Origin of the sequence: Clostridium manihotivorum (assembly GCF_004015185.1) — a bacterium.
GTDB lineage: Bacteria > Bacillota > Clostridia > Clostridiales > Clostridiaceae > Clostridium_AR > Clostridium_AR manihotivorum.
This window is the reverse complement of the sequence record NZ_CP025746.1, coordinates 4806751-4829267: the sequence shown is the minus strand read 5'-3', so window position 1 is coordinate 4829267 and position 22517 is coordinate 4806751. Positions and strand designations below refer to the sequence as shown.

The 22517-nt window shown below is 30.6% G+C and carries 18 protein-coding genes, 1 tRNA gene and 1 pseudogene; 14 read left to right on the top strand and 6 right to left on the bottom strand.

What is annotated here, in order from left to right:
• Nucleotides 1-145: 145 nt before the first annotated feature.
• Complete coding sequence (locus tag C1I91_RS21700; RefSeq protein ID WP_128214751.1) at nucleotides 146-589, top strand: hypothetical protein; 444 nt, start codon at nucleotides 146-148, stop codon at nucleotides 587-589.
• A 108-nt stretch (nucleotides 590-697) separates the two neighbouring features.
• Here C1I91_RS21700 and C1I91_RS21695 read toward each other — a convergent pair whose 3' ends face one another.
• Nucleotides 698-1150 carry a hypothetical protein gene (locus tag C1I91_RS21695; RefSeq protein WP_128214750.1) on the bottom strand — a complete coding sequence of 151 codons (453 nt, stop codon included), beginning with the start codon at nucleotides 1148-1150 and terminating at the stop codon, nucleotides 698-700.
• Between the two features lie 120 nt (nucleotides 1151-1270).
• Here C1I91_RS21695 and C1I91_RS21690 point away from each other — a divergent pair, with 120 nt between their 5' ends.
• From C1I91_RS21690 to C1I91_RS21665, 6 genes are all read left to right on the top strand, one after another.
• A complete protein-coding gene (locus tag C1I91_RS21690) occupies nucleotides 1271-2308 on the top strand; it encodes a pyruvate kinase (RefSeq protein WP_128214749.1) in 1038 nt (345 codons plus the stop codon).
• Nucleotides 2309-2382: 74 nt separating this feature from the next.
• Nucleotides 2383-2799: a bacteriohemerythrin gene (locus C1I91_RS21685; protein WP_128214748.1), complete on the top strand. Its 417-nt coding sequence runs from the start codon at nucleotides 2383-2385 to the stop codon at nucleotides 2797-2799.
• Nucleotides 2800-3842: 1043 nt separating this feature from the next.
• Nucleotides 3843-5093 (top strand): DUF445 domain-containing protein, encoded by a 1251-nt coding sequence (locus C1I91_RS21680; RefSeq protein WP_128214747.1) that lies wholly within the window; start codon nucleotides 3843-3845, stop codon nucleotides 5091-5093.
• A 108-nt stretch (nucleotides 5094-5201) separates the two neighbouring features.
• Nucleotides 5202-5570 (top strand): hypothetical protein, encoded by a 369-nt coding sequence (locus C1I91_RS21675; protein WP_128214746.1) that lies wholly within the window; start codon nucleotides 5202-5204, stop codon nucleotides 5568-5570.
• Between the two features lie 411 nt (nucleotides 5571-5981).
• On the top strand, nucleotides 5982-7769 hold the full coding sequence (locus C1I91_RS21670) for a GGDEF domain-containing protein (protein WP_128214745.1): 1788 nt from the start codon (nucleotides 5982-5984) through the stop codon (nucleotides 7767-7769).
• 130 nt (nucleotides 7770-7899) lie between these two features.
• Nucleotides 7900-9750 carry a glycoside hydrolase family 13 protein gene (locus C1I91_RS21665; protein ID WP_238475864.1) on the top strand — a complete coding sequence of 617 codons (1851 nt, stop codon included), beginning with the start codon at nucleotides 7900-7902 and terminating at the stop codon, nucleotides 9748-9750.
• Between the two features lie 8 nt (nucleotides 9751-9758).
• On the opposite strand, the gene C1I91_RS21660 is transcribed toward C1I91_RS21665, so the two are convergent.
• A complete protein-coding gene (locus C1I91_RS21660) occupies nucleotides 9759-10427 on the bottom strand; it encodes a helix-turn-helix domain-containing protein (protein WP_128214743.1) in 669 nt (222 codons plus the stop codon).
• Nucleotides 10428-11472: 1045 nt separating this feature from the next.
• Between C1I91_RS21660 and C1I91_RS21655 the strand changes: the two genes are divergently transcribed.
• A complete protein-coding gene (locus tag C1I91_RS21655) occupies nucleotides 11473-13503 on the top strand; it encodes an amylo-alpha-1,6-glucosidase (RefSeq protein WP_128214742.1) in 2031 nt (676 codons plus the stop codon).
• 278 nt (nucleotides 13504-13781) lie between these two features.
• Here the strand turns inward: C1I91_RS21655 and C1I91_RS21650 are convergent.
• Nucleotides 13782-13863, bottom strand: a tRNA-Leu gene (locus C1I91_RS21650).
• Nucleotides 13864-14772: 909 nt separating this feature from the next.
• Between C1I91_RS21650 and C1I91_RS21645 the strand changes: the two genes are divergently transcribed.
• The 3 genes from C1I91_RS21645 (at nucleotide 14773) to C1I91_RS21635 (ending at nucleotide 17977) form a co-directional block, all read left to right on the top strand.
• Nucleotides 14773-15465 (top strand): iron-sulfur cluster assembly scaffold protein, encoded by a 693-nt coding sequence (locus tag C1I91_RS21645; RefSeq protein ID WP_128214741.1) that lies wholly within the window; start codon nucleotides 14773-14775, stop codon nucleotides 15463-15465.
• Nucleotides 15466-15491: 26 nt separating this feature from the next.
• Nucleotides 15492-16493, top strand: a complete 1002-nt coding sequence (locus C1I91_RS21640; protein ID WP_128214740.1) for a GGGtGRT protein — start codon at nucleotides 15492-15494, stop codon at nucleotides 16491-16493.
• A 266-nt stretch (nucleotides 16494-16759) separates the two neighbouring features.
• Nucleotides 16760-17977 carry an acyltransferase family protein gene (locus C1I91_RS21635; protein ID WP_128214739.1) on the top strand — a complete coding sequence of 406 codons (1218 nt, stop codon included), beginning with the start codon at nucleotides 16760-16762 and terminating at the stop codon, nucleotides 17975-17977.
• 1013 nt (nucleotides 17978-18990) lie between these two features.
• Here C1I91_RS21635 and C1I91_RS21630 read toward each other — a convergent pair.
• Nucleotides 18991-19407 carry an Lrp/AsnC family transcriptional regulator gene (locus tag C1I91_RS21630; protein ID WP_128214738.1) on the bottom strand — a complete coding sequence of 139 codons (417 nt, stop codon included), beginning with the start codon at nucleotides 19405-19407 and terminating at the stop codon, nucleotides 18991-18993.
• A 125-nt stretch (nucleotides 19408-19532) separates the two neighbouring features.
• Between C1I91_RS21630 and C1I91_RS21625 the strand changes: the two genes are divergently transcribed.
• On the top strand, nucleotides 19533-20075 hold the full coding sequence (locus C1I91_RS21625; RefSeq protein WP_128214737.1) for a cysteine hydrolase family protein: 543 nt from the start codon (nucleotides 19533-19535) through the stop codon (nucleotides 20073-20075).
• 102 nt (nucleotides 20076-20177) lie between these two features.
• Here the strand turns inward: C1I91_RS21625 and C1I91_RS28355 are convergent, their stop codons facing one another.
• Nucleotides 20178-20315: a hypothetical protein gene (locus tag C1I91_RS28355; protein ID WP_164880616.1), complete on the bottom strand. Its 138-nt coding sequence runs from the start codon at nucleotides 20313-20315 to the stop codon at nucleotides 20178-20180.
• A gap of 479 nt (nucleotides 20316-20794) precedes the next feature.
• On the opposite strand from C1I91_RS28355, the pseudogene C1I91_RS21620 reads away from it, so the two are divergent.
• Nucleotides 20795-21856: pseudogene (locus tag C1I91_RS21620) on the top strand (IS630 family transposase).
• A gap of 25 nt (nucleotides 21857-21881) precedes the next feature.
• Entirely contained in the window at nucleotides 21882-22172 is a 291-nt protein-coding gene (locus C1I91_RS21615; protein WP_128216070.1) for a DUF3784 domain-containing protein, read from the top strand.
• 57 nt (nucleotides 22173-22229) lie between these two features.
• Here C1I91_RS21615 and C1I91_RS21610 read toward each other — a convergent pair whose 3' ends face one another.
• Nucleotides 22230-22421, bottom strand: a complete 192-nt coding sequence (locus C1I91_RS21610) for a hypothetical protein (protein WP_128214736.1) — start codon at nucleotides 22419-22421, stop codon at nucleotides 22230-22232.
• Between the last annotated feature and the right edge of the window lie 96 nt (nucleotides 22422-22517).

The following is a 22517-nucleotide window of genomic DNA, read 5'->3' as shown; positions in this document are numbered from 1 at the left end:
GTTTAATAGAACATTTTATTAGTTTTTGAGTAATATATAGAGACTCAAATTTTTTATTATTTAGGAAATTATATCTCCTGCCAGATTTTTCGTATATACATTCAGGAAGGCAGATGGGCAAAAAATATATAAGGAGGAGCTCAGGTTGAAGTATGGACTAGATATAGAGAATAAAGACATTTCTTCTTTTGTAAATGATATGCTTATGAAAAATGGACATGCAACTGTAAATTTCACTTTTGATAAAAATATGAAGTTTGGAGAGATGTTATTTAAAAAAGCACTGCTTGCCAACCAAACTAGAGTTGATTTATATTTAAATATTAAAGATGAAGTAAAAGATGTTGATGTAATAGATGTATATGTAAGCAATGAAGATGAACTATTGACATTCTTGCATATATTTAAAAGAAAGATGGAGGAAATAGGCTTCCAAGAAGTATGTATAAGAGATGGATCAGAATTATATCTATGTAAAAAGGTTGAAGCGCCTACTGTAATAATGAATATCAAATCTCATTTGATAGACATATCTAAAGGAGAATTTTGTAAAGCACTATCTGAATGTTTAATTAACATAAGCTCATAACACAGATTAATAAGTATAGGTAAAATATAATTAAAAAAGATACCCACTTTTCATATGCTGTATCGTTAGAAAATTCAAGACTTAACATTGAGTGGGTATCATTAATTATCATTTTTTTTGATCACATTCACAATTATCTTTCTCTTTAGCATCATCTTTATCTGGCTTATTATCACTCTTAACTCTGCTAATTAGAAATCCTACGGTAGAAAACAAAATGTTTCTGATTTCTCCTACTGCTGAATTAGTCTCATCTATGCTTGTCCAATAACCTATAATGCAGACAGTCAAAGATAATACTGCCATAAATCCAGCCACTAAAACTTGAAATTTTTTATTTTTTATATTGTTATTGGGTATAATCTGATTACCAAATATATATCCAAATATAGATGACATCACTGATCTTATGGTTTCATTCGAGGATGCGGAAAAGCTACCATTTGTAAAAATAGTGATGCATGTGTGAATAAAGGCAGTGAATCCTAGTAGAGTTAAAAACCTCATTGCTAGACACTGAGAAAGCCAAAGCTTCTTTAATTTCACTATTTGTTTAAACATAGGCATCACCTTCTTAGATATAATATGTTCCACAATAATATTTTGTTACTGATTTTTGACATAAATAAATGTTTTTTTAAATATTATAAAATTGAATTAATTTAATCTAGAAGGGGTTATATGCTAACAATCGCTACAATAGGACCTAAAGTAAGGACAAGACAAGATATAAAAAGGATTATAGGAGAAGGGGCAAACAGTATAAGAATAAATTTTTCACATTGTGACTATGACAATGTAGGAGAGATAATTAAATACATAAAGGGAAGTTTTCCTAAGATATCTATAATTGGTGATATACAAGGTCATAAAGTAAGGGTAGGAAGATGCTTTGACAAGGTAATAAAAGTAACAAATGATAATATAATATATTTCTGTTCAGAAGATAGGTATAGTGACATCTTAGAATTTTGGCAGCATAGAAACGAATTACTTGTTCCCCTTAATATAGAGGAACAGGACTTACTTGAATGCTCAGTAAAAACTGTATTTATGAAAGATGGAAGTATGGAATTTGAAGTATTAAGTAAGCAAAGTGGAATATTACAATGCAGAACAGTATGTGGAGGAGTAATTAGGGCGGAAAAAGGCTGCAACTTGCCAGGGTTAAATAGGAAATCAAAAGAAGTAAATAAGAAAGACTTTAAGGATATAAAGTTTTGCATAGATAGTAAGGTAGACATTATTGTATATTCTTATGTATATGATGAAAAAGATATTGATAACTTTATAGGAGTTGTAAAAGAGCTTAATAAAGAACAAAAATATAATCCTAGGTTGTGGGCGAAAATAGAGACAGAAAAGGCCATAAACAACATAAAGTTAATATCCTCAAAGGTAGATGGAGTTGTGTTAGGGCGGGGGGACTTGCTTCCAGAAACTAACATATATAAAATGGCTCTTTATCAGCATAACTTTATAAGAGCTATGAAGAATAGCTCTAAGGATGTTATAATAGCAACTCATGTACTAGATTCGCTAAAAGAAGAAGAAAAGCCAACAGTAAATGAAATGAATGATATTTTTTATTGTATTGGTGGAGGTGTAAGTGGATTTATGCTTACCGGGGAGACATCTGTAGGGAGAGATCCCGTAAATGCAATAAGAGTACTGAAAAGAGCAACAGAGTTTTATTCCAAGGTATTCAAGAAAAGCTAATAAGTATACACTTATTAATGAACAGTCGTTCTGTTATAATGAGTTTATTAGTATTAATCAGGAGGAATTAAATTATGTTGCAATGGAAAGATTCTTATAGCGTAAATGTACAAGAAATAGACGATCAACATAAACAGTTATTTGCTATTGCAGGAAAACTAATGGATTTAATTAAGAGTAGTTCAGAGGAAGAAGATCGTTATGAAGAAATAAGAGAAGTGTTAAATGAGTTGAAGAACTACACTGAATACCACTTTGATTATGAAGAACAGCTTTTGCGTAGAAATGGATATGATATAGTTGATGATCATAAAGTGCAACATGAGGAGTTCATAGGAAAACTTTCTGACTTACAAAAGCAAGACATCTACATAAAGCAAAAGAATGCTATGATGAACATATTGACATTTCTAATTGATTGGATAAGTGAGCATATAGTTAAAGAAGATATAAGGTATGGCAAGTTTTTAAATGAAAAAGGCGTATTCTAATAAATATTAAATCATGGCTCTGTTAAAGTGCCCTGTTGAAATTAAGTGGTCAGTCATCCGATGCTTAGATGATAGATGTATCACTTCGTAATAAAATTTATATTTTTAAATTCTCTCACCAAAACCAGTGAGAGCTTTAAAAATGGTTTAAGGATCGAAGTGATACATCTGTTCAGCTGAATAGATAAACTACTTCAATCCTTGAACTCAAAATAAAGCTTTCGATGAATCTGCGAAGTTTTATTTTGACAAATTTCAATATGAAGTAGTTTATCTCTAGCTTGCACAACGAATTAATATTTTTAAACATAGCCTAAATTATATGAAATCACTGAAGGAGTTTGCTTCAGTGATTTTTTTGTTTTATTCATAATAATTTATTTTAGAGTATGAAGAATGAGAGTATAATGTATCTTAATGGAATTTATTATAGAATAAGAGATAATATAATAAGGCTCTGTTAAAGTACTGTGTTGAAATTAAGAGGTCAGTCATTCGATGCTTAGATGATAGATGTATCACTTCGTAATAAAATTTATATTTTTAAATTCTCTCACCAAAACCAGTGAGAGCTTTAAAAATGGTTTAAGGATCGAAGTGATACATCTGTTCAGCTGAATAGATAAACTACTTCAATCCTTGAACTCAAAATAAAGCTTTCGATGAATCTGCGAAGTTTTATTTTGACAAATTTCAATATGAAGTAGTTTATCTCTAGCTTGCGCTAATTGCTCGCTCATATAGCATCTCCTTCATGACCACTTAATTTCAACAATATTATTAAACATAGCTTATAATAAAATGAAGTTTGTATATTGATAGAATTAAAGGTTTCTATATCGAAACTTAATTTATGCTTGTTCTAAAATCTTGGCTTCTGGGAATTTTCGGTTATGTATAAATTAATAGTTGAGTTAGGAACCTATAGCGAACCTATATGAAAACTTAATTTATACTTGTTATAAAATCCCGGCTTCTAGTGATTTTTGGCATGTATAAATTAGTAGTTGAAGTCGGTTCCCTATATAAGAAGGAGTATAAATATGAAGATAAAAACTTACCAAAAGGCTTCCATATCATTAGTTATAATGCTTATTGGATTTATAGCAACCATATTTTTTAATAATAACTCAATAATCTTTTTGCTTCAAAGCGGTTTTGAAGCGGGCTTAGTAGGAGGGCTTGCTGACTGGTTTGCGGTAACAGCACTTTTCCGTCATCCATTAGGGGTGCCTATTCCACATACTGCGCTTTTGCCGAAGAATAGAGAACGTATAACCATGGCTTTAGTTTCAATAGTAAAAGATGATTTGCTAAGTAAAGCTAGTGTAATCCAAAGAGTAGAAAAAGTTAATTTTTCTCAAAAGGTCTTAGGTATATGTAGAAAAGGCATATATACAGAGCAATTTAGAGTAGGCTTACTCAGTATAATAGAAAGAGTTAAGAATTCAGTTGAAGTAGAAGAAATTTCAATACATATAAATAAATATATAAGTGATTATTTATCTAAGGTAGATACTAAAAATGTTGTTGAAGAATTGGTAGAGGAAGGATTAAGTCATGACTATCAGGATAAGCTTGTAGATATTCTTATAGAAAAGGTTAGAGAAGCAGTAAATAGGGAAGAGGTAAGAAGAGAAATAGCGGCAACATCTGTCAATGCTGTTAAGAAGGTTCAAAAAAAAGGTATGCTACAGTTTACGCTTAATACAGTAGTTGGAATTGTTGGAGAAGATAAGATTGGAAGTACCATTCAAGAATTTATATTGCTTATACTTAAAGAACTAGAGGATATCAAAAATCCTACCAGGGTAATGCTTATCCAGTCTATTAATGATAATGTGAGACAACTTACTGACGATGACAGCTTTATAGAAAAGATAGATAATTATAAGATGGAACTAAGCAGTAGTGATAGGTTTAAAGAAATTTCCTTGAGTATATTAAAAGATGCTGAGGATAAGATTTTGTATTATTTTAATGATGAAGTATCAATGAAGGAAAATATATTGCCTTTTATCGATAACCTACTCATAAACATATCAGAAGATAAGGACCTCATAGACAAACTAGAAAAAAATATACGCAGCCAAATATCAACCTATATACATACAAATCATGAAAAGATAGGACTGCTAGTTAAAGAAAATATAGAAAAGCTAGATACAGAAACATTGATTGATTTGATTGAAGATAAAGTTGGAAGCGACTTGCAATGGATAAGAATCAATGGCGCAATCTGCGGCTTTTTAATAGGCCTAGTGCTTGGAGGAATCAAACTACTTGTTATTTAGAGTTTTATAAAATATATTTTTCTCCCTAGTAAACATGTTAAGTTAGAAATCATTGCTTACGATAAAAAAAGTAATTTAATATATAACTTTAAGGGAGAGTTAATTATTATGAAGTTTGTTCCAATAATAGGAATTGTATTAACTGATGGATATATAGAAAGTTATGACTATGAAACAGCGGTAAAAAATGATTTTCATCATACTTTCATTATGTGTTCGCAAGACAAGAAGGAAATAGATTATGATAGTGCCTTGAGATTTGTGAAGCTTAGAGAAGAACCATTTTATACTTTAGAAGGAGAGCCAGCCCTTGAACCATATGCTGCAGGCAAAGAGCAGATTGTTATATTTGCTACTCATTGTATAAAAAATGGAGTCGACCCTAATACAAAAGTTATGATTAGGGATCATAAGTTAGGGACTAAATATGAAGGATCCTTTATTGGTAGCTTAAGGGACTTTTATAAAGAGATTTAAGGAAAAATAAAATATTTCACAATTATTTATGAAGAAAGAGGCTATGCTAAGAAGGAAGATAAATACCTTCATTAGCATAGCCTATACTTATTATTTAGTAATTCGCCCTGAAGGGTTAATCACCTAAAGTATAATGGAAAAGAGAAATTATGTCTCATGTTAGAATTTACTCATATACGTTCAAAAAAGACAGATACTAATAGCAACTTCTTTTAAATTAACTTTTTTTACATGAAATTAACTTAAATAACAATAAGCCTTAATGAAGGTATGGTAGATTTTAAATGTATTGAAAAAATAGTAGGTTTCTAAAATATCTGACAGCACTATTGGAACTATAATAGAATGTTCTTTATGTATAGATTGTTGTTTTGAGAAACCTTAATGAAAACCTATGAGGAGATTACTTATATGATAAATGAGTTAGTGGAGATTTCAAATTATAGTGAGGTGGATGAATTGGACAGTATACTTGACAATAAAGATATTTACACAGTATATCAACCTATTGTTTCACTGTTAGATGCTACTATCATAGGCTATGAGGCTTTGAGTAGAGGCCCTGAGGAGTCACCTTTGCAGAGTCCAGATAAACTATTTAAAGCTGCTCAAACTTACAAAAAGACTTGGGAACTAGAACAACTATGCAGAATAAAAGCTATTGAACGTGCTTCTAATATTGAAAAAGATAGGCATCTTTTTATAAATGTAGATCCTCATATTTTTAAGGATGAGAAATTTAAGAAAGGTTTTACTAAGGAATTTCTTTTAGCAAACAATGTATCACCGGATTGTATAGTATTTGAAATAACTGAAAAAACCTGTATAGAAGATTACAAAGGATTTAGACAAGCTCTTGATAATTATGTGGATCAAGGTTATAAAATTGCAGTTGATGATACTGGTTCAGGCTATTCTGGCCTTAAAATGTTAAACGAGACTAAGCCACATTTTATTAAAATTGATACGGATTTAATCAGAAACGTAAACACTGATTCTTTTAAACAATCTTTAATAGAGTGTTTTGTAAAGCTTTCTGAAGCAACTAATATGAAGCTTATAGCTGAAGGTATAGAAACAGAAGAGGAATTGAAGACTCTAATAAGCTTAGGGGTATATGCGGGACAAGGCTTTTTTATAGCGAGACCAGCTGGAACCTTTTTAGATATTTCTAGCTCTGTAAGGGAGCTTATCTTAAGATGTAATAAGCTTAAAAGTAATATACATAATAGCAATTACTCCAATCACATAGGTGAAATAGTTAGATACGACAAGCCTTTTAGTCCTGACACACATTGTAAAGTGGTTAAAGAGTACTTTGATGAAAATGACATTACCGGTGCTTGCATAGTGGAGGATCAAGTTCCAGTTGGACTTATTATGAAGCATACCTTAGATTCTGCTCTTGCTACCCAATTTGGAGTTGCTGTCTTTACTAAGAGGCCAGTTTCCTTGGTTATGGATGATAACCCACTGATAGTAGACTATTATACCCCAGTTAATGAAGTGTCTAGATTGGCTATGGCTAGAAAAACTAAGAATATATACGATTATATAATTGTAACTAATAATGGTAAGTATAGCGGAATTGTTTCTATAAAGTCTTTGCTTAACTATAATATGATGCTGGAATGCAATTATGCAAGACAGCTTAATCCTCTTACAGAACTACCTGGAAACATGGTTATAGAAAATACTATAAATAATGTTATCAAGACTGAGCGAACATACTGCATTCTTTATTTAGATTTGGATAACTTCAAAGTATACAATGATACATATGGATTTGAAAACGGAGATAAAATTATTAAATTTGCAGCTCAATTGATAAACTCTAAAATAAAAGAGCTTTTCCCCTACAACGGATTTGTTGGCCATATTGGTGGAGATGATTTTGTATGTATAATAGAAAACCCCATTGAGGAGTGTAAAAAGATATGCGAAGAAATCGTAACTAGTTTTGACAAAGGAGTGCTAAATTATTTCAATGAGAAAGATAAGAACAATAAATATATAGAAGCAGTTAGTAGAAGTGGTAACACTGAAAAGCTTCCTATTACCTCTTTATCCATTGCGGGGTTATTTGGAAGATTTAATAGGTTTTCTAATCCTGAAGAAGTGGGGCTTTATGTAGCGTCTATAAAAAAAGAGGTTAAGCGAGTTGCTGGTAGTTGCTATTTAATTAAAGAGGTAACTTAAAATAAAGGTTCCGAAAGAAAAATAAAAATAAAACTTGCATTAAATATATACAATAAATATTACTAATATACAAATCACTGTTGATTATTTTGCTAGAATGAAGGTGAAAAAAATAATCAGGGGTGATTTTATGAGTATGAAAGAAAGTATAACTAAAGAGGCAATATATCATTTACCAAAAAGTAATTTTAGTTATGGATATGATAGAGAAACTCTTCATTTAAGAATTAGAACTAAAAAAGGTGAGGTAAAAAAAGCCTTTTTAAGAGTAGGAGATCCTTATATATGGGAAGCCGGTGGAGCTGATGGCGGTAACTTAAATGCAAAGGGCTCTGTTTGGTCAAGCGCAGAAAACTTTGAGATGACAAAAGAGGCTGAAACAGAATATTTCGATTACTGGTTTGCTGAATACAAACCTCCATATAAGCGTTCAAGATACGCATTTATATTAGAGAATGATTCAGAAAGATTATTATTCACTGAGAGAAAGATATTTAATCTTCCAATTGGTGAGTTAGGTGAAGATATAGAAGTTTTATCTAATCCAATGAACTTTTTCTGTTTCCCTTACTTAAATGGAATAGATGTAGCCAATACTCCAAAATGGGTTAAGGATACAGTATGGTATCAGATATTTCCTGATAGGTTTGCCAATGGAGATCATTCTATAGATCCTGAAGATGTAGTTCCATGGGGGACTGAGCCTACCTCCAATAATTTTATGGGTGGAGACCTAAGAGGTGTAATAGATAAGCTTGATTACCTAAAAGACTTAGGTATAAACGGTATTTACTTCTGTCCAATATTTACTGCAAGCGCTAATCATAGATATGACACAATAGATTATATGGAAATAGATCCAAGCTTGGGAACTAAAGAAACCTTTAAAGAATTAGTAGAAGAGGCACATAAAAGAGGAATAAAGATAATGCTTGATGCTGTATTTAACCATGCTGGCTTTTTATCTAAACAGTGGCAGGATGTGCTTAAAAATGAAGAAAATTCACAGTATAAGGATTGGTTCCATATAAAGAAGTTCCCAGTGAAGGAAGGGCTAGTTGAGGGAAATATAAATGGCAAGAAGTTGAACTACGAGACTTTTGGTACTGTATTTGCTATGCCAAAGCTAGATACAGAAAACCCAGAGGTTAAAGAGTACTTGCTCGAAGTAGGTAGATATTGGGTTAGGGAATTTGATATTGATGCTTGGAGATTAGATGTTGCCAATGAAGTAGATCATTCCTTTTGGAGAGATTTTAGAAATGAACTTAGAAAGATCAAAGATGATGTTTACATCTTAGGTGAAATATGGCATGACAGTCTACCATGGGTAATGGGAGATCAGTTTGATGCGGTAATGAACTATAAGCTTACTGATGGAATAAATGGATTCTTTTGTGAAGATACATTTAATGCAGAAGAGTTTAAGCATACAGTAAATCAAGTGCTTATAAGCTATCCTAGACAAGTAAATGAAGTTAATTTTAATTTGCTAGACAGTCATGATACTTCAAGAATTCTTTCTATAGCAAAAGGAAATAAAGCTAAAGCAAAATTAGCATATCTATTTATGTTTACTCAACCAGGTTCGCCTTGTATATACTACGGTGATGAAATTGGGTTAGACGGCGAAAAAGGTCATTACTCTGACCTAAATAGAAGATGCATGATATGGGAAGAAGAAAAACAAGATAAAGAATTATATGCCTTTATAAAAAAATTAATAGAACTAAGAGCAAAAACACCAGAGTTTAAAATCATAGATATAGATTGGTTAGAAGCTGGCAGTGCAACAAAATTTGTAGCTTATAGAAAAGGTGCTGTTAGTGTTATTATTAATAACTCCAATGAAGCTACAGCATATAAGCTACCTAATGACCTTAGAAATACATCAGTTCATGATTTGTATTTAGATAGAGCAACTGAGTTAGAAGATGAAATAATATTAAAGCCTTATGAGTTTAGAATTTTTAAAAAGTAGTGAAATAATTAGTAGTTTTTATTCCTAAACTCAGTAGGAGATACACCGACAAGTGTTTTAAAGGTTTTACTAAAATGGCTTTGATCGTAAAAGCCTAATAAGGAGCCTATTTCTAAAATGCTTTTGTCGGTGTTTAATAATAGATGCTTAGCCCTATCTATCTTAATCTCTTTTGCGTATTTCATGATAGATGTGCCCATATATTTATTGAAACTTTCAGAAGCATAGCCAATAGATATTCCTAAGGCCTTTGATAAAGTATCAAGAGAAACGTAGCTTTCAATATTGATATGTAGGTATTGAAGAATTTTATTAACTATGAAGTTATCTTTTATCTCTACATCATTTATCATAATGTCTAGATAGGTGTCTATAAAATCAAGTTCTAATTGCTGCAGCTCAAGTAGGGTGGATAGAGTGTGAATTTTATCATAGTATTTATTGTAAACCGTATGAAGATACTTCTTTGAAACTCCACTCTTAACTATTTCTCTTATATATACTGCATTCCATATCAATAAATCATTTCTCTTATCTTCTACTGATAAAGAAATTTCTTTTTCATTAAGATGCTTCTCACTTATTTTTTCAAGAATCTCCGGCTTAGCTTTGCAGTCGATAAGGAAAAATATATCGTCGATGAAAAGATAAATATCAGATCTGAAAAATTCATCCATTAATGCTCCAACCTTTCTTTAAAATACATATTAATTACTTTTAAAAGCACATAAATCATTTAAATGATTAAATTCAAGTTTGAAAATTCATAAATATATATAGTATTGTTTGTACAATATTGAAAGATACTAAAAATTATTTTAGCTATTAATTATATGTTTATTGATTTATATATTTTATCTTGATTTGGTATGCTTTTAAATTAAGTTATATTATAAATATACAAAAAGAATTAAAAATATACAACTACCTAAAAATATATTTAGTAGAATGAAGATAATGATAACTTTAGGTATGTTAAAGTATTGTGCTTAGATTAAGGAATTAATTATCTGATGCTTTAACTAGCTTATCTTGATTATAGGTATAAGTTATTAGGGAACCAACTTCAACTATTAATTTATAAATGCCACAAAATCCCCAGAAGCCGGGATTTTATAACAAGTATAAATTAAGTTTTCGTATAGGTTCCCTATAATTGAAAACTTAGATATGTAGCTAAGTTCTAATAAGTTTATTTATGGCTCTGTTAAAGTACCGTGTTGAAATTAAGTAGTCAGTCATCCGACGCTTAGATGAGCTTGCGCAAAGAATTAATATGATTTTGTCATATTCCATGGCTAAAACTGTAAACTCACTACGTTCAAACAGTACAGTTTTACTCTTTAGCTATTGTAATCTTTATAAAAATTTTATATCTTAATTTAAATATAAATAATATAAGATGTTTTGATTGCAAAGAGTAAAGAGTAAAAAATATGTCGCCTGCCAGAATTTCTTCACATACGTTCAGAAAAGGCAGATGCGCAAAAAAATCACTAATGAAGAGCAATTAGTGATTTTTTGAGGCCATTCCATCTGAAAAAATCATTTAATTCTAGTAGCTCGCTCATATAGCATCTCCTTCATGACCACTTAATTTCAACAATATTATTAAACATAGCCTTATTTATAAAAGCATTAAAATAAGAAAACTACAATCAGCCAATTGATGAAGCAAATTAAATATAACTTATATAAGGATTTATGAGAGGAGTAATAGATATGAAAAAATATAGGTTTGGTAAAAGTAATTGGAGAAAATTAAGTGAGGGAATAGAAAAAGAGTGGCTACTTACCAATGGTATTGGTGGTTTTGCTAATGGGACAATAGTTGGAGATAACAGCAGAATCTTTAGTGGATATCTTATAGCATCTTTAAACCCTCCAGTAGATAGAAAGAACATATTAGCTAAAACTCAAGAAAGAGTTATAGTAAATGGCAAAGAGATTGACTTGGCTTGCCAACAATATGTGGGATATGAAAAAGAGGGACATAAATATCTTGAGAGCTTTGAACTGGATATAGTTCCTACCTTTAGGTATCAGGTGGACGACATAAGCATTAAGAAGACCATTGCAATGGAATATGGTAAAAATACAGCTGTAGTTTGTTATGAAGTTGAAAATGGAATAGATGAGATAGAGTTCAAAGTTACGCCTCTCTTTGCTTGTAGAGATTTTGGAAGTACCAATGAAAGAGCTGATTTAAAGTTCGATGTTAAGCTAGAGAAGAATACTCTTTTTCTTAAGAAGCAATCTGAAGCTGAGCTTGATGTGAAGTTCTATTCTTCTTGTGGTACTTATTATGATAGAAGTAATATACCAACAAGCATGGCTACTCCTAACTATCTTATAGAGGAGAATCAACTTTATGCTATAGACAATAGAAATGGATTCTTAGGCTTAGACAATCATTTTACTCCTTATGATATCGTTGTAACCATGAAACCTAGAGAAATAAAGAAGTTCTTTGTAAAATGTACTATAGAAGAATTGGATGATAAAGATGGATTTGATATATTAGAAGCTTATAAAAATAGAATTAATGGATTAATTGATAAGCAAAATTGCAAGGATGACTTTGCTAACAGGCTAGCACAAGCAGCAGATCAGTTTATTGTAAAAAGAGAATCCACAGGTCTTAAAACTGTACTTGCAGGTTTCCCTTGGTTTGCAGACTGGGGAAGAGATACAATGATAGCACTTCAGGGACTAACCTTGTGTACTGGAAGGTTTGAAGACAATAAAGAAATACTAGAGTCCTTTTCCTTATATGTAAAGAACGGATTAATACCAAATGTATTTCCTAATGATTCTAAAGAACAGCCTGGATACAACACTGTAGACGCATCCTTATGGTATTTTTATTCTGTAGATAAATTTCTTAACTATACTGGTAAAGACGAGGATTATGGATTTATCAGAGAAAAAATCTATCCTAAACTAAAAGAAATAATAGAAGCCTATAAAAATGGAACAGATTTCTCAATTAAGATGGATGAAGATGGTCTAATATGTGCAGGAAGTAATCTGGATCAAGTTACTTGGATGGATGTTAGAGTAGGAGACTGGGTAGTAACCCCAAGACATGGTAAACCAGTGGAAATAAATGCTCTATGGTATAATGCTTTGAAGGTTATGGAAAAGTTGTCAAAGTACTTTGGAGATGAGGCTTTGAGTGATAAATACTTGGAGCTTTCAGAAAAAGTAAAGAAGTCTTTCAATGAAAAGTTTTGGAATGAAAAAGAAAAATGCCTTTATGATGTAGTTGACGAAAATGATTCTAAGATAAGACCTAATCAGATTTGGGCAGTTTCTTTACCTTATACAATGCTAGACAGTGAAAAGGAAAGAAGCATTGTTGAAACAGTATATAAGTATCTTTATACAAGTTACGGGTTACGCTCCTTAGCTTATACAGATGAAGAGTACAAACCACAGTATATAGGAAAGCTAATAAACCGTGATTCAGCTTATCATATGGGAACTAGCTGGGCATTTCCAATAGGAGGCTTTATAACAGCTTATTGTAAGGTATATGATCATTCTCCTAAAGCAATTGAAAGAGCTAATGAAATGTGTAAGCTTTTTGATGATCATATGCATGATGGCTGTATAAATGGAATCGCAGAAATATTTGATGGTAGCTTTACCTGTACAAGTAGAGGCTGTTACAGTCAAGCTTGGAGCGTAGGAGAAGTTCTAAGGGCTTATATGGAAGATGTACTACCTTTTTTGGATAGTAACAGCTAGCTCATATAACATATCCTTCATGAGTATTTAATTTCAATAATATTATACTTAATTTGAATAATATTTTTTAGTACACTAAAATCTACATTTTAAAGCAGCCGCTCAGAAGCAAGAGAAGGTTTGGAAATAGATTTCTGATTGAATAGATGTATATTTACAATTAATTGCTAAATTTGAAATGTTAAGTCTCTGAGTGAGTAGATAGAGACTTAACATTTCCTTTATTCTTTAGGAAATAAAACAAAAAAGAGAAAGTGAATATATCACTTTCTCTTTTTTGGTGCCGATGGTGGGATTCGAACCCACATGGTTTCCCGCTCGATTTTGAGTCGAGTGCGTCTGCCGTTCCGCCACATCGGCAAGCAACATGATTATATTATCATAGAATTTAACATAGTGCAACATTTTTTTGTTCTTTAGTGAATTATATTTTAAATAAAACTGTAATTAGGCATATTAAATAGGCTTAATTACTATATAGGGAACCAACTTTAACTAATAATTTATATATGCCACAAAATCGCTAGAAGCGGCGATTTTATAACAAGTATTAATTAAGGTCTCATAAAGATTCCCTATAGGAATCAAACTTCAACTATTAGTTTATATATGCCTGTTGATACTCAGAATCAGGAATAATATAATGCCAAGAACTCGGGATTTTCGAACAAATATAAATTAAGCTTGTATAAAGGTTCTCTATAGAATGTGAGAATAAAAATATTAATCTAATTTAGATCAACAGATACAAAATGGTGAAATTATAAATAACCATTCTAATAATTGTAAATTTAGTCTGTTATATAATGAGTTTAATGGAATATAATAGGTGATATATTCTATAAAATAATGCTTTTATAAATTGTAAATACTTAGTCTAGTTAGGTTAAACACTGCAATAAGCGAAATTTGTGGAAAAATTTTTAGAAATATATTGTTACTAAGGGTTAGTTTTGCTAGAATATATGTGGGGAACGAAATATATCCCAGTGGGATCTTTTTTAACCCGGTATTAAGAGTGCCTTGGTATTTTTTTAACAGCCCAGTTTTGAAATGCCGATATAAGAGGCTTAGAATCTTAGGTAGCTAATTAATTATTTTTATTTGAGATGGACAAGTTATGCGTTTAGATCAGTTTTCAGTTTAAATATTTGCTTAAAGCGAATAAGTTATTTTGAGAATAGGTTATAAAATGTAATATGTCTATCTAGATAGAGGCTACAACAAGCGTTTGAAATTCTTTATTAATATTAAGGAGGAGAAAACAAAATGATGTATTCAAAAGAAGTTGAAGAAATGTGTGTAGTTGCAAAAGGCCCTAACCACGGAGCAGCTCCAATTCCTGTAGAAGGAAAATGGGTACAAGCAAAAGAAGTTACAGATATATCAGCATTAACTCACGGAGTAGGCTGGTGTGCACCTCAACAAGGAGCTTGTAAATTAACTTTAAACGTTAAGGATGGTATAATCCAAGAAGCTTTAGTTGAAACAATAGGATGTTCAGGTATGACTCACTCAGCTGCTATGGCATCTGAAATATTACCTGGAAAGACTATATTAGAAGCATTAAACACAGACTTAGTTTGTGATGCTATAAATACAGCAATGAGAGAATTATTCCTTCAAATAGTTTACGGAAGATCACAAAGTGCTTTCTCAGAAGGCGGACTTCCAATAGGTGCAGGTCTTGAAGACCTAGGAAAAGGACTTAGAAGCCAAGTTGGTACTATGTACGGAACATTAGCTAAGGGTCCAAGATACCTTGAAATGGCTGAAGGTTATGTTACAAATGTAGCTCTAGATGAAGCTGGAGAAATAATCGGATACAAGTTTGTTAACCTTGGAAAAATGATGGAAGCTGTAGCTAAGGGAACTGACGCTCAAGCTGCTTTAGAAGGTGCAACAGGACAATACGGAAGATTCGATGAAGCTGCTAAAGTAATTGACCCAAGACATGCATAATTAAGTGGATGAAGGAGGAGAAAGAAATGGCATTATTTGAAAGTTATGAAAGAAGAATAGGACAAATAACACCTGTATTAGAAAAGTATGGTATGAAATCATTAGAAGAAGCTAGACAACTTTGTGTTGATTTAGGGTTCGATCCATATACAATAGTAAGAGAAACTCAACCAATAGCATTTGAAAACGCTGGTTGGGCATATGTATTAGGTGCTGCTATAGCAATAAAATCAAACTGCACAAAAGCTGCTGATGCTTCAAAAGCAATCGGTGAAGGTCTTCAAGCATTCTGTATCCCTGGATCAGTTGCTGATGACAGAAAAGTTGGTTTAGGACATGGTAACCTAGGATCAATGCTTTTAAGCGAAGAAACTAAATGTTTTGCTTTCTTAGCAGGACATGAATCATTTGCTGCTGCAGAAGGTGCTATAAAGATAGCTGAAAAAGCTAACAAAGTAAGAAAAGAGCCATTAAGAGTTATACTTAACGGTCTTGGAAAAGATGCAGCTCAAATAATATCAAGAATCAATGGATTCACATACGTTCAAACTAAGTTTGACTACTACACTGGAGAATTAGCAATAGTTAGAGAAGTTGCTTACTCAAAGGGACCAAGAGCTAAGGTTAGATGCTACGGTGCAGATGACGTTAGAGAAGGTGTTGCTATAATGCACAAAGAGGGCGTTGACGTATCAATAACTGGTAACTCAACTAACCCAACAAGATTCCAACATCCAGTTGCTGGAACTTACAAGAAAGAAATGATTGATCTAGGAAAGAAATACTTCTCAGTTGCATCAGGTGGTGGTACTGGAAGAACTCTTCACCCAGACAACATGGCAGCAGGTCCAGCTTCATACGGTATGACAGATACTATGGGAAGAATGCACTCAGATGCACAATTCGCAGGATCATCATCAGTTCCAGCTCACGTTGAAATGATGGGTCTTATCGGAATGGGTAACAACCCAATGGTTGGAGCTACAGTTGCTGTTGCAGTTGCTGTTGAAGAAGCTTTAACTAAGTAATTAGTAAATATATAAGGTCTTGTATTTAGCCCTAAACAGGCTTTATACAAGGCTTTTTTTTATATAAATAAATATACTCAAAACCTCATGAAATCTCTTGAAATTATATAGATAATACACACGTAATACACAGAGATAATACACAAGAATAGACTCAAAATAATGGAGGCTTATTAATTGTTATAATAAATTTTTAGTAGTCAAAAGTCTCACTCTTTATTTATCTAAGTTATATTGATATAATCAATAAGATATGAGGTGATTAAATGATTTACATAGTTAAAAGAATCTTTAGAATAAGTAATAATAATATAAGAGAATTGGACGGGTTAAGAGGAATAGCAGTATTAATGGTTTTCTTCTATCATATAAAAAGTGTTTTAAATATAAAGGAGTTATATATAGCAAACTTTAACATAGGACCCTATTTGATGTGGGGACATTTAGGGGTAAATGTATTTTATATATTGAGCGGTTTCCTCTTGTTTATACCGTTTGCAAAGGCTTACTATACAAATAGTAGTATTAACTTAACAGAGTATTCAATAAAAAGAGCATTAAGAATTTTACCAGCATTTTATTTTTTTCTTATTATTTTTGTATTCTGTGTTAAGCCGGAATTGATTACAAAGCAAGGTATAAGATCATTAATTGGAAACATGCTCTTTCTGCAGAAATATAGTATATTTAACATACAATCTTATAACGATACTGTTTGGACGTTAGCTGTTGAGGTTCAGTTTTATATATTAATTCCGTTTGTTGCTAGGTTTTTCGTGGATAATAAATATAAAAAGTCCATATTAGTTTCCATATTATTTGTTTTACTGTATAGATTAGTTATAATGTGGTTTTTGAAGCCTAATATGATTAGTATTAATAGAGACTATTATGTAGATTGTGAATACAATATTTTAGGCTGTTTTGACAATTTTGCAATAGGTATAGTAATTGCTAATTTATATATTCAAGAAAAATTAGGAAAACAAAATATTAATATTAAGAGAGTTATACTTATTAGTAAAAAGATTGCAGCTTTTTCTCCAATTCTAATACTATTTTTGATGAATAATTATTACAACTGGAATTATAATAATTCAAAATTTCATAATATATTCTTTAGTTTCTTTTTTGATATAGTTTTTTATATTTGTATTGGCTCAATTTTAATATTAGTATTGTTTTCTAGGAGTAAATTAAATAGCATACTAAGTAATTTTTTCTTGGTATTTATTGGCGCTATAAGCTATAGCATATATATATGGCATTTGTTTTTTCAAGCAAGGTTAGTTAATATTTCTGTAATAGCTAGATCTCATTCAATAACAACAAGGTACTTAATACTTATAGCTGTTTCAATATTATTCATTATTCCATTCTCAACATTAATGTATATATTGGTTGAGAGGCCTTTTATAGATTTGTCTAAAAGACTGTTTAAAATCGATAAAATATATAATAATGAAGTTAAATCAATGCAATAATAGATACATATTATGTCTTGAGAACATCATGCTAAGAGATATTTTAAATAAAAGTAACTATTCAGAGATAGTATAAAATTTTATATATGACAAATAGGGAAATCAAAATTCTTAATACTCATTAAATAATCTTAGCTAAGCTAATATAGGATTAACTGGATTTTCTATAAATATAGATTTTATACACTTAAGTGTATTCATGCCTTGCTTTCGTATAGTGGATACATATCCATGAATATGAGTAAATTCTTTGGTGCCACTACCACTGCTAAAGGCTCCAGAGTTTTTTGTTTAATCTTGGCATTGGCAATCTCGATCTGTTAGATTATTATCAAAAGGTATATCAAAGTCATACATGAGAGCAAGTATCTGTTTTCTATAAGTACTTAATCTATTTAATAAATTAAGGCCAATACTTTTCTTTGCTTTCTTTTTAGCTTAAGACTCACTATTAGCAATATAATATTTTTTGAAGACATAATCTAAGATTTGATCATATCTTTCCTCGAAGGTTTCTATATGACTTGACTTAATTCTTGATTATATATTTCAATTACTTTTCCTTTGCTCATGAACATAAGAGCATTATCATTAGTTTTTTTCAAGATATGATATATAATATCAATAACTAAAGATAATAGAAATGGGTTTACGAAAATTAGTTCTATAATGTTTATCAAATTATTTGAACAGCTGAATAGTTACAAAGAAAAGTAGATTTACATAAAGTGAGTTATAAGGGCTTAAGTTTATAAAGTTATATCAATTATTTATTATTGGAACAGCAGCATCACATGTATGTGTAAGGAATTAAAGTCTCTTGGATTTATACGTAAGAACTTAGATTAAATATAGGTTCTTTTTGTTATGAGCTAAAAATAGTGATAATGTAAAACTTGGCTTATAACATAATCTTCACAATTAATGAACATAGGTCATAGGTTAAATTCTAACAAAACTTGTATTAAGAGATATACAATTATCTGGTTTGAAATAAATATTAAGTATAATATCTATCCAGTAATTGTAGAAGTAGATAAATTCAATCTGTAAGTACCATATTCCATAATATTATCAAGTAATAAATTAATTTCATCCATATTAGAACATACCACTTTAAGTAAGTAACAGCCATCACCACTAATTCTATGAGCCTCAGTTATAATTGTATTTGCTCTTATAAACTTGACCAAGTTATCGTGTTTTGTAGTTTTCATAAAGATGGTGATAAATGCAGTGATATTTTTACCAAGTAAAGAATTGTTAGTGCATATAGTATACTGAGTTATAATACCTAAGTCTTGAAGGCGTATGATTCGGTTGGATACTCCTTGTGGGGTTAGATGTACACGCTCACCAATTTCTTTAAGGGATATCTTTGAGTTAATCTTTAATATATCTAAAATTTTCAAATCTATTTCATCAAACATAATGCAAAATATCCTTTCATTTTTAAAGGAAAACCAATGGATTCCTTTCACATTTCAACCTTAATTTAAGATAACATTAGTATAACAGATGTGATCAAATCATTAAATGTAAAGGTGGAATAAAAATGAAAAAAGCATTACTTGTAATTGATGTCCAAAATGAATATTTTACTGGGAAGCTAAAGGTAACTTACCCTACTAACAGTCTTGATAATATACTAAAAGTCATGGATTATGCAAAAGAAAATAATATGGTTATTATAATTATTCAGCATACAGCTATTTCAGGAGATACCTTCATTAGAAATTCAAATGAATGGCAGATACACCCAAGGATTTTAGAGAAGCCTTATGACTATCTTATTGAAAAAACTAAGCCAAGCAGTTTTCATGAAACAAATTTAGAAGAAATATTGAAAAAAGAGAATATAACAGGAGTTATTGTTTCAGGATATATGACTCAAATGTGCTGCGATACAACAGCAAGGGAAGCCTTCCATAAAGGATACCATGTTGAATTCTTATCAGATGCTACTGGAACTATAGATGTAAATAATGAAGTTGGCACTGTAAGCAGCGAGGAGCTTCATAAAGTAACCTTGATCACTCAAAGTTTAAAATTTAGTAATGTAATAAGTAGTGATGAATGGATGAAATTAAATTCATGATGTTATGTTAAAATCAGTTGCCAATAGTAGGTGATCTTATGTTTCGCTTTCTAATATTAGGTAAATATAAAAGCACTTACTAGTTTTAATTAGCAAGTGCTTTTAATATTCATATTCCATATCATTCAATTCTTTAAGCATCTTTTTAGCTTTTTCAATGGTTAAAGGCGTATCATCTATTTCAGCAATTTTATTTGGCTTTTCTTCGTATTCTTTATTTGCTTTATTAGTATTTTTCATAGTTAATACCAACTCCTTTAGCATTTTCAATAATCTATTTTGCAAATTGATATTCATTAATTTCAACATTGTATATACTTGTTAAGAATACTATTTGAAAGACTATTTGTATGACAATATGTAGATTTTTATCCTCTTGTTAAAGGTATTACAGTGCGCTGATTAGTTGCAACTGTTATGGTATTAATTATACCAAATCTAATAATAGCTAGTATTACACTAAAAAAATATATGATATAACTGAATAGTTGTCAATTTAAATCAATGGTATATAATTAAATAAATAGATAATTTTGTTTAGAAAAGAATCCATAACAATTTATTTTTCGTAAGAATAAGGTATATGTATGTTTGTATTTATATATATGTTGCAAGATGAAAATTTCGATATGATATTTAGGTAAGAACATCCATTAATATAAGATAACTAAAATATCCAAACTAGAATATAAAATAAAAATTATAGCGAGGTTTTAAATATGGATATTTTGATTCTTAATAAGATTGCTGGGCATGAAGATGATATAAACGAGTTAAAATCAGCTTTAAAAAAGACTAAAAACACAAGGTTATATAAAAGATATTCTGTTTTACTTAAGCATTTTGATGGATTTACAAATAGAAAAATAGCTGAAATGGAGAATCTAGAAGAACATACTGTTTCTACATATATAAAAAATTATAAATCAAAAGGAATAGATGGATTAAATATTGGCCACGGCGGCGGAGCGCAAAGAAAATCAATTCACTTCAAGAGAAGCTCATTGTAGAAACTATAACTACAAAAACTCCAGAAGATGTAGGCTTCGAATCTAAAATGAATTGGACTATTGAATTAGTGAGGCAATGGGTTATTAAAGAATTTAATATAAATATGTCACATAGAGGAATAGCATATGTACTTCATAGATTAAATTTAAGTTATACTAGACCTACTTACGTCTTAGCGAAAGCTGATAAAGAAAAGCAAGAAATTTTTAAAAGTGACTTTAAAGCTTTAAAAAAAATGCCTCAATGGCTTAGTTGATACCATCTTATTTGAAGATGAATCAATGATTAGAGATTATCAAGCAATTCAAAAGAGCTGGTTTATAAGAGGACAACAAAGGAAAATTCCTACGTTCGGTAAAAATGCAGGTGTTAAACTTATGGGAATATTGGATTACGAGACTGGTAACGTATATTGCGAGGAACATGAAAGATATGACGCTAAGATATTTAATGACTTTTTAGAAAACGTACTTAAGCAGTATCCAAAAGGAAAAATTGTTGTGGTATTAGACAATGCTAAGATTCATCATGCAAAGCTGATTCAGCCATTTCTTAATAGAGTTAAAGATAGGCTTGAATTGATGTTTTTACCACCGTATAGTCCAGAAATGAATCTTATAGAGGGGTTATGGGGATGGCTAAAGGCATCTGTTATTAACAATGTCTTTTATAAATCTCTGCCACAAGTTAGAACTGCAATTCAAAAGTTTATAAGTAACATAAATAAGGTTCCTACTCAAACAATAGACAGGCTATGTGTTAGATTGTAGAAACCAATTTGCAATATATATATTAATGATTTTTATAGGATTACTGAGTATATTTTTAGGATGGCGCATTTGGAAAAAAGAGCAAATAACGTTAATTCACGATTATCACTATGCAAGAGTCTCTGAAAAAGATAAAAAAACTTATACAGAAAAAATGGGTAAGGCATGTATTATAGGGATTGGATGTATACTAATGGGTATTATTACTTTTATATCAAGAGTGAGATACGGGGTAATCTGCTTGGTAATATTCCTTATATGGGGTCTGATTATGATGTATTTGGCTCAGAAAAAATATAATGGGGGAGTTGTATAATTTTCTCCTTTACATGATAAACTAGACATCTCAAACTACTATTACTTACTAAGTACTCTATATTCCTTGAAAGTATTCTAGAACACAATTATCGGTGTCACATCTAACTTCATATGAATTATCATATTGAATTAACTTCATAGGTTTTCCGCAATGTAAACAAACTTTATTAGTTTGGCTATTTTCTTTATAATCTTCAAGTACAGCATCAATTAATTTAAAATCATCATCAGATAATTTAATACTCATATAACATCCTCCTCATAAAGTCATTATATATTATTGATACTTCTAAAGCTATAGAATTATTACAATGCAGCAGACAAAACCTTGACTATCTTTATA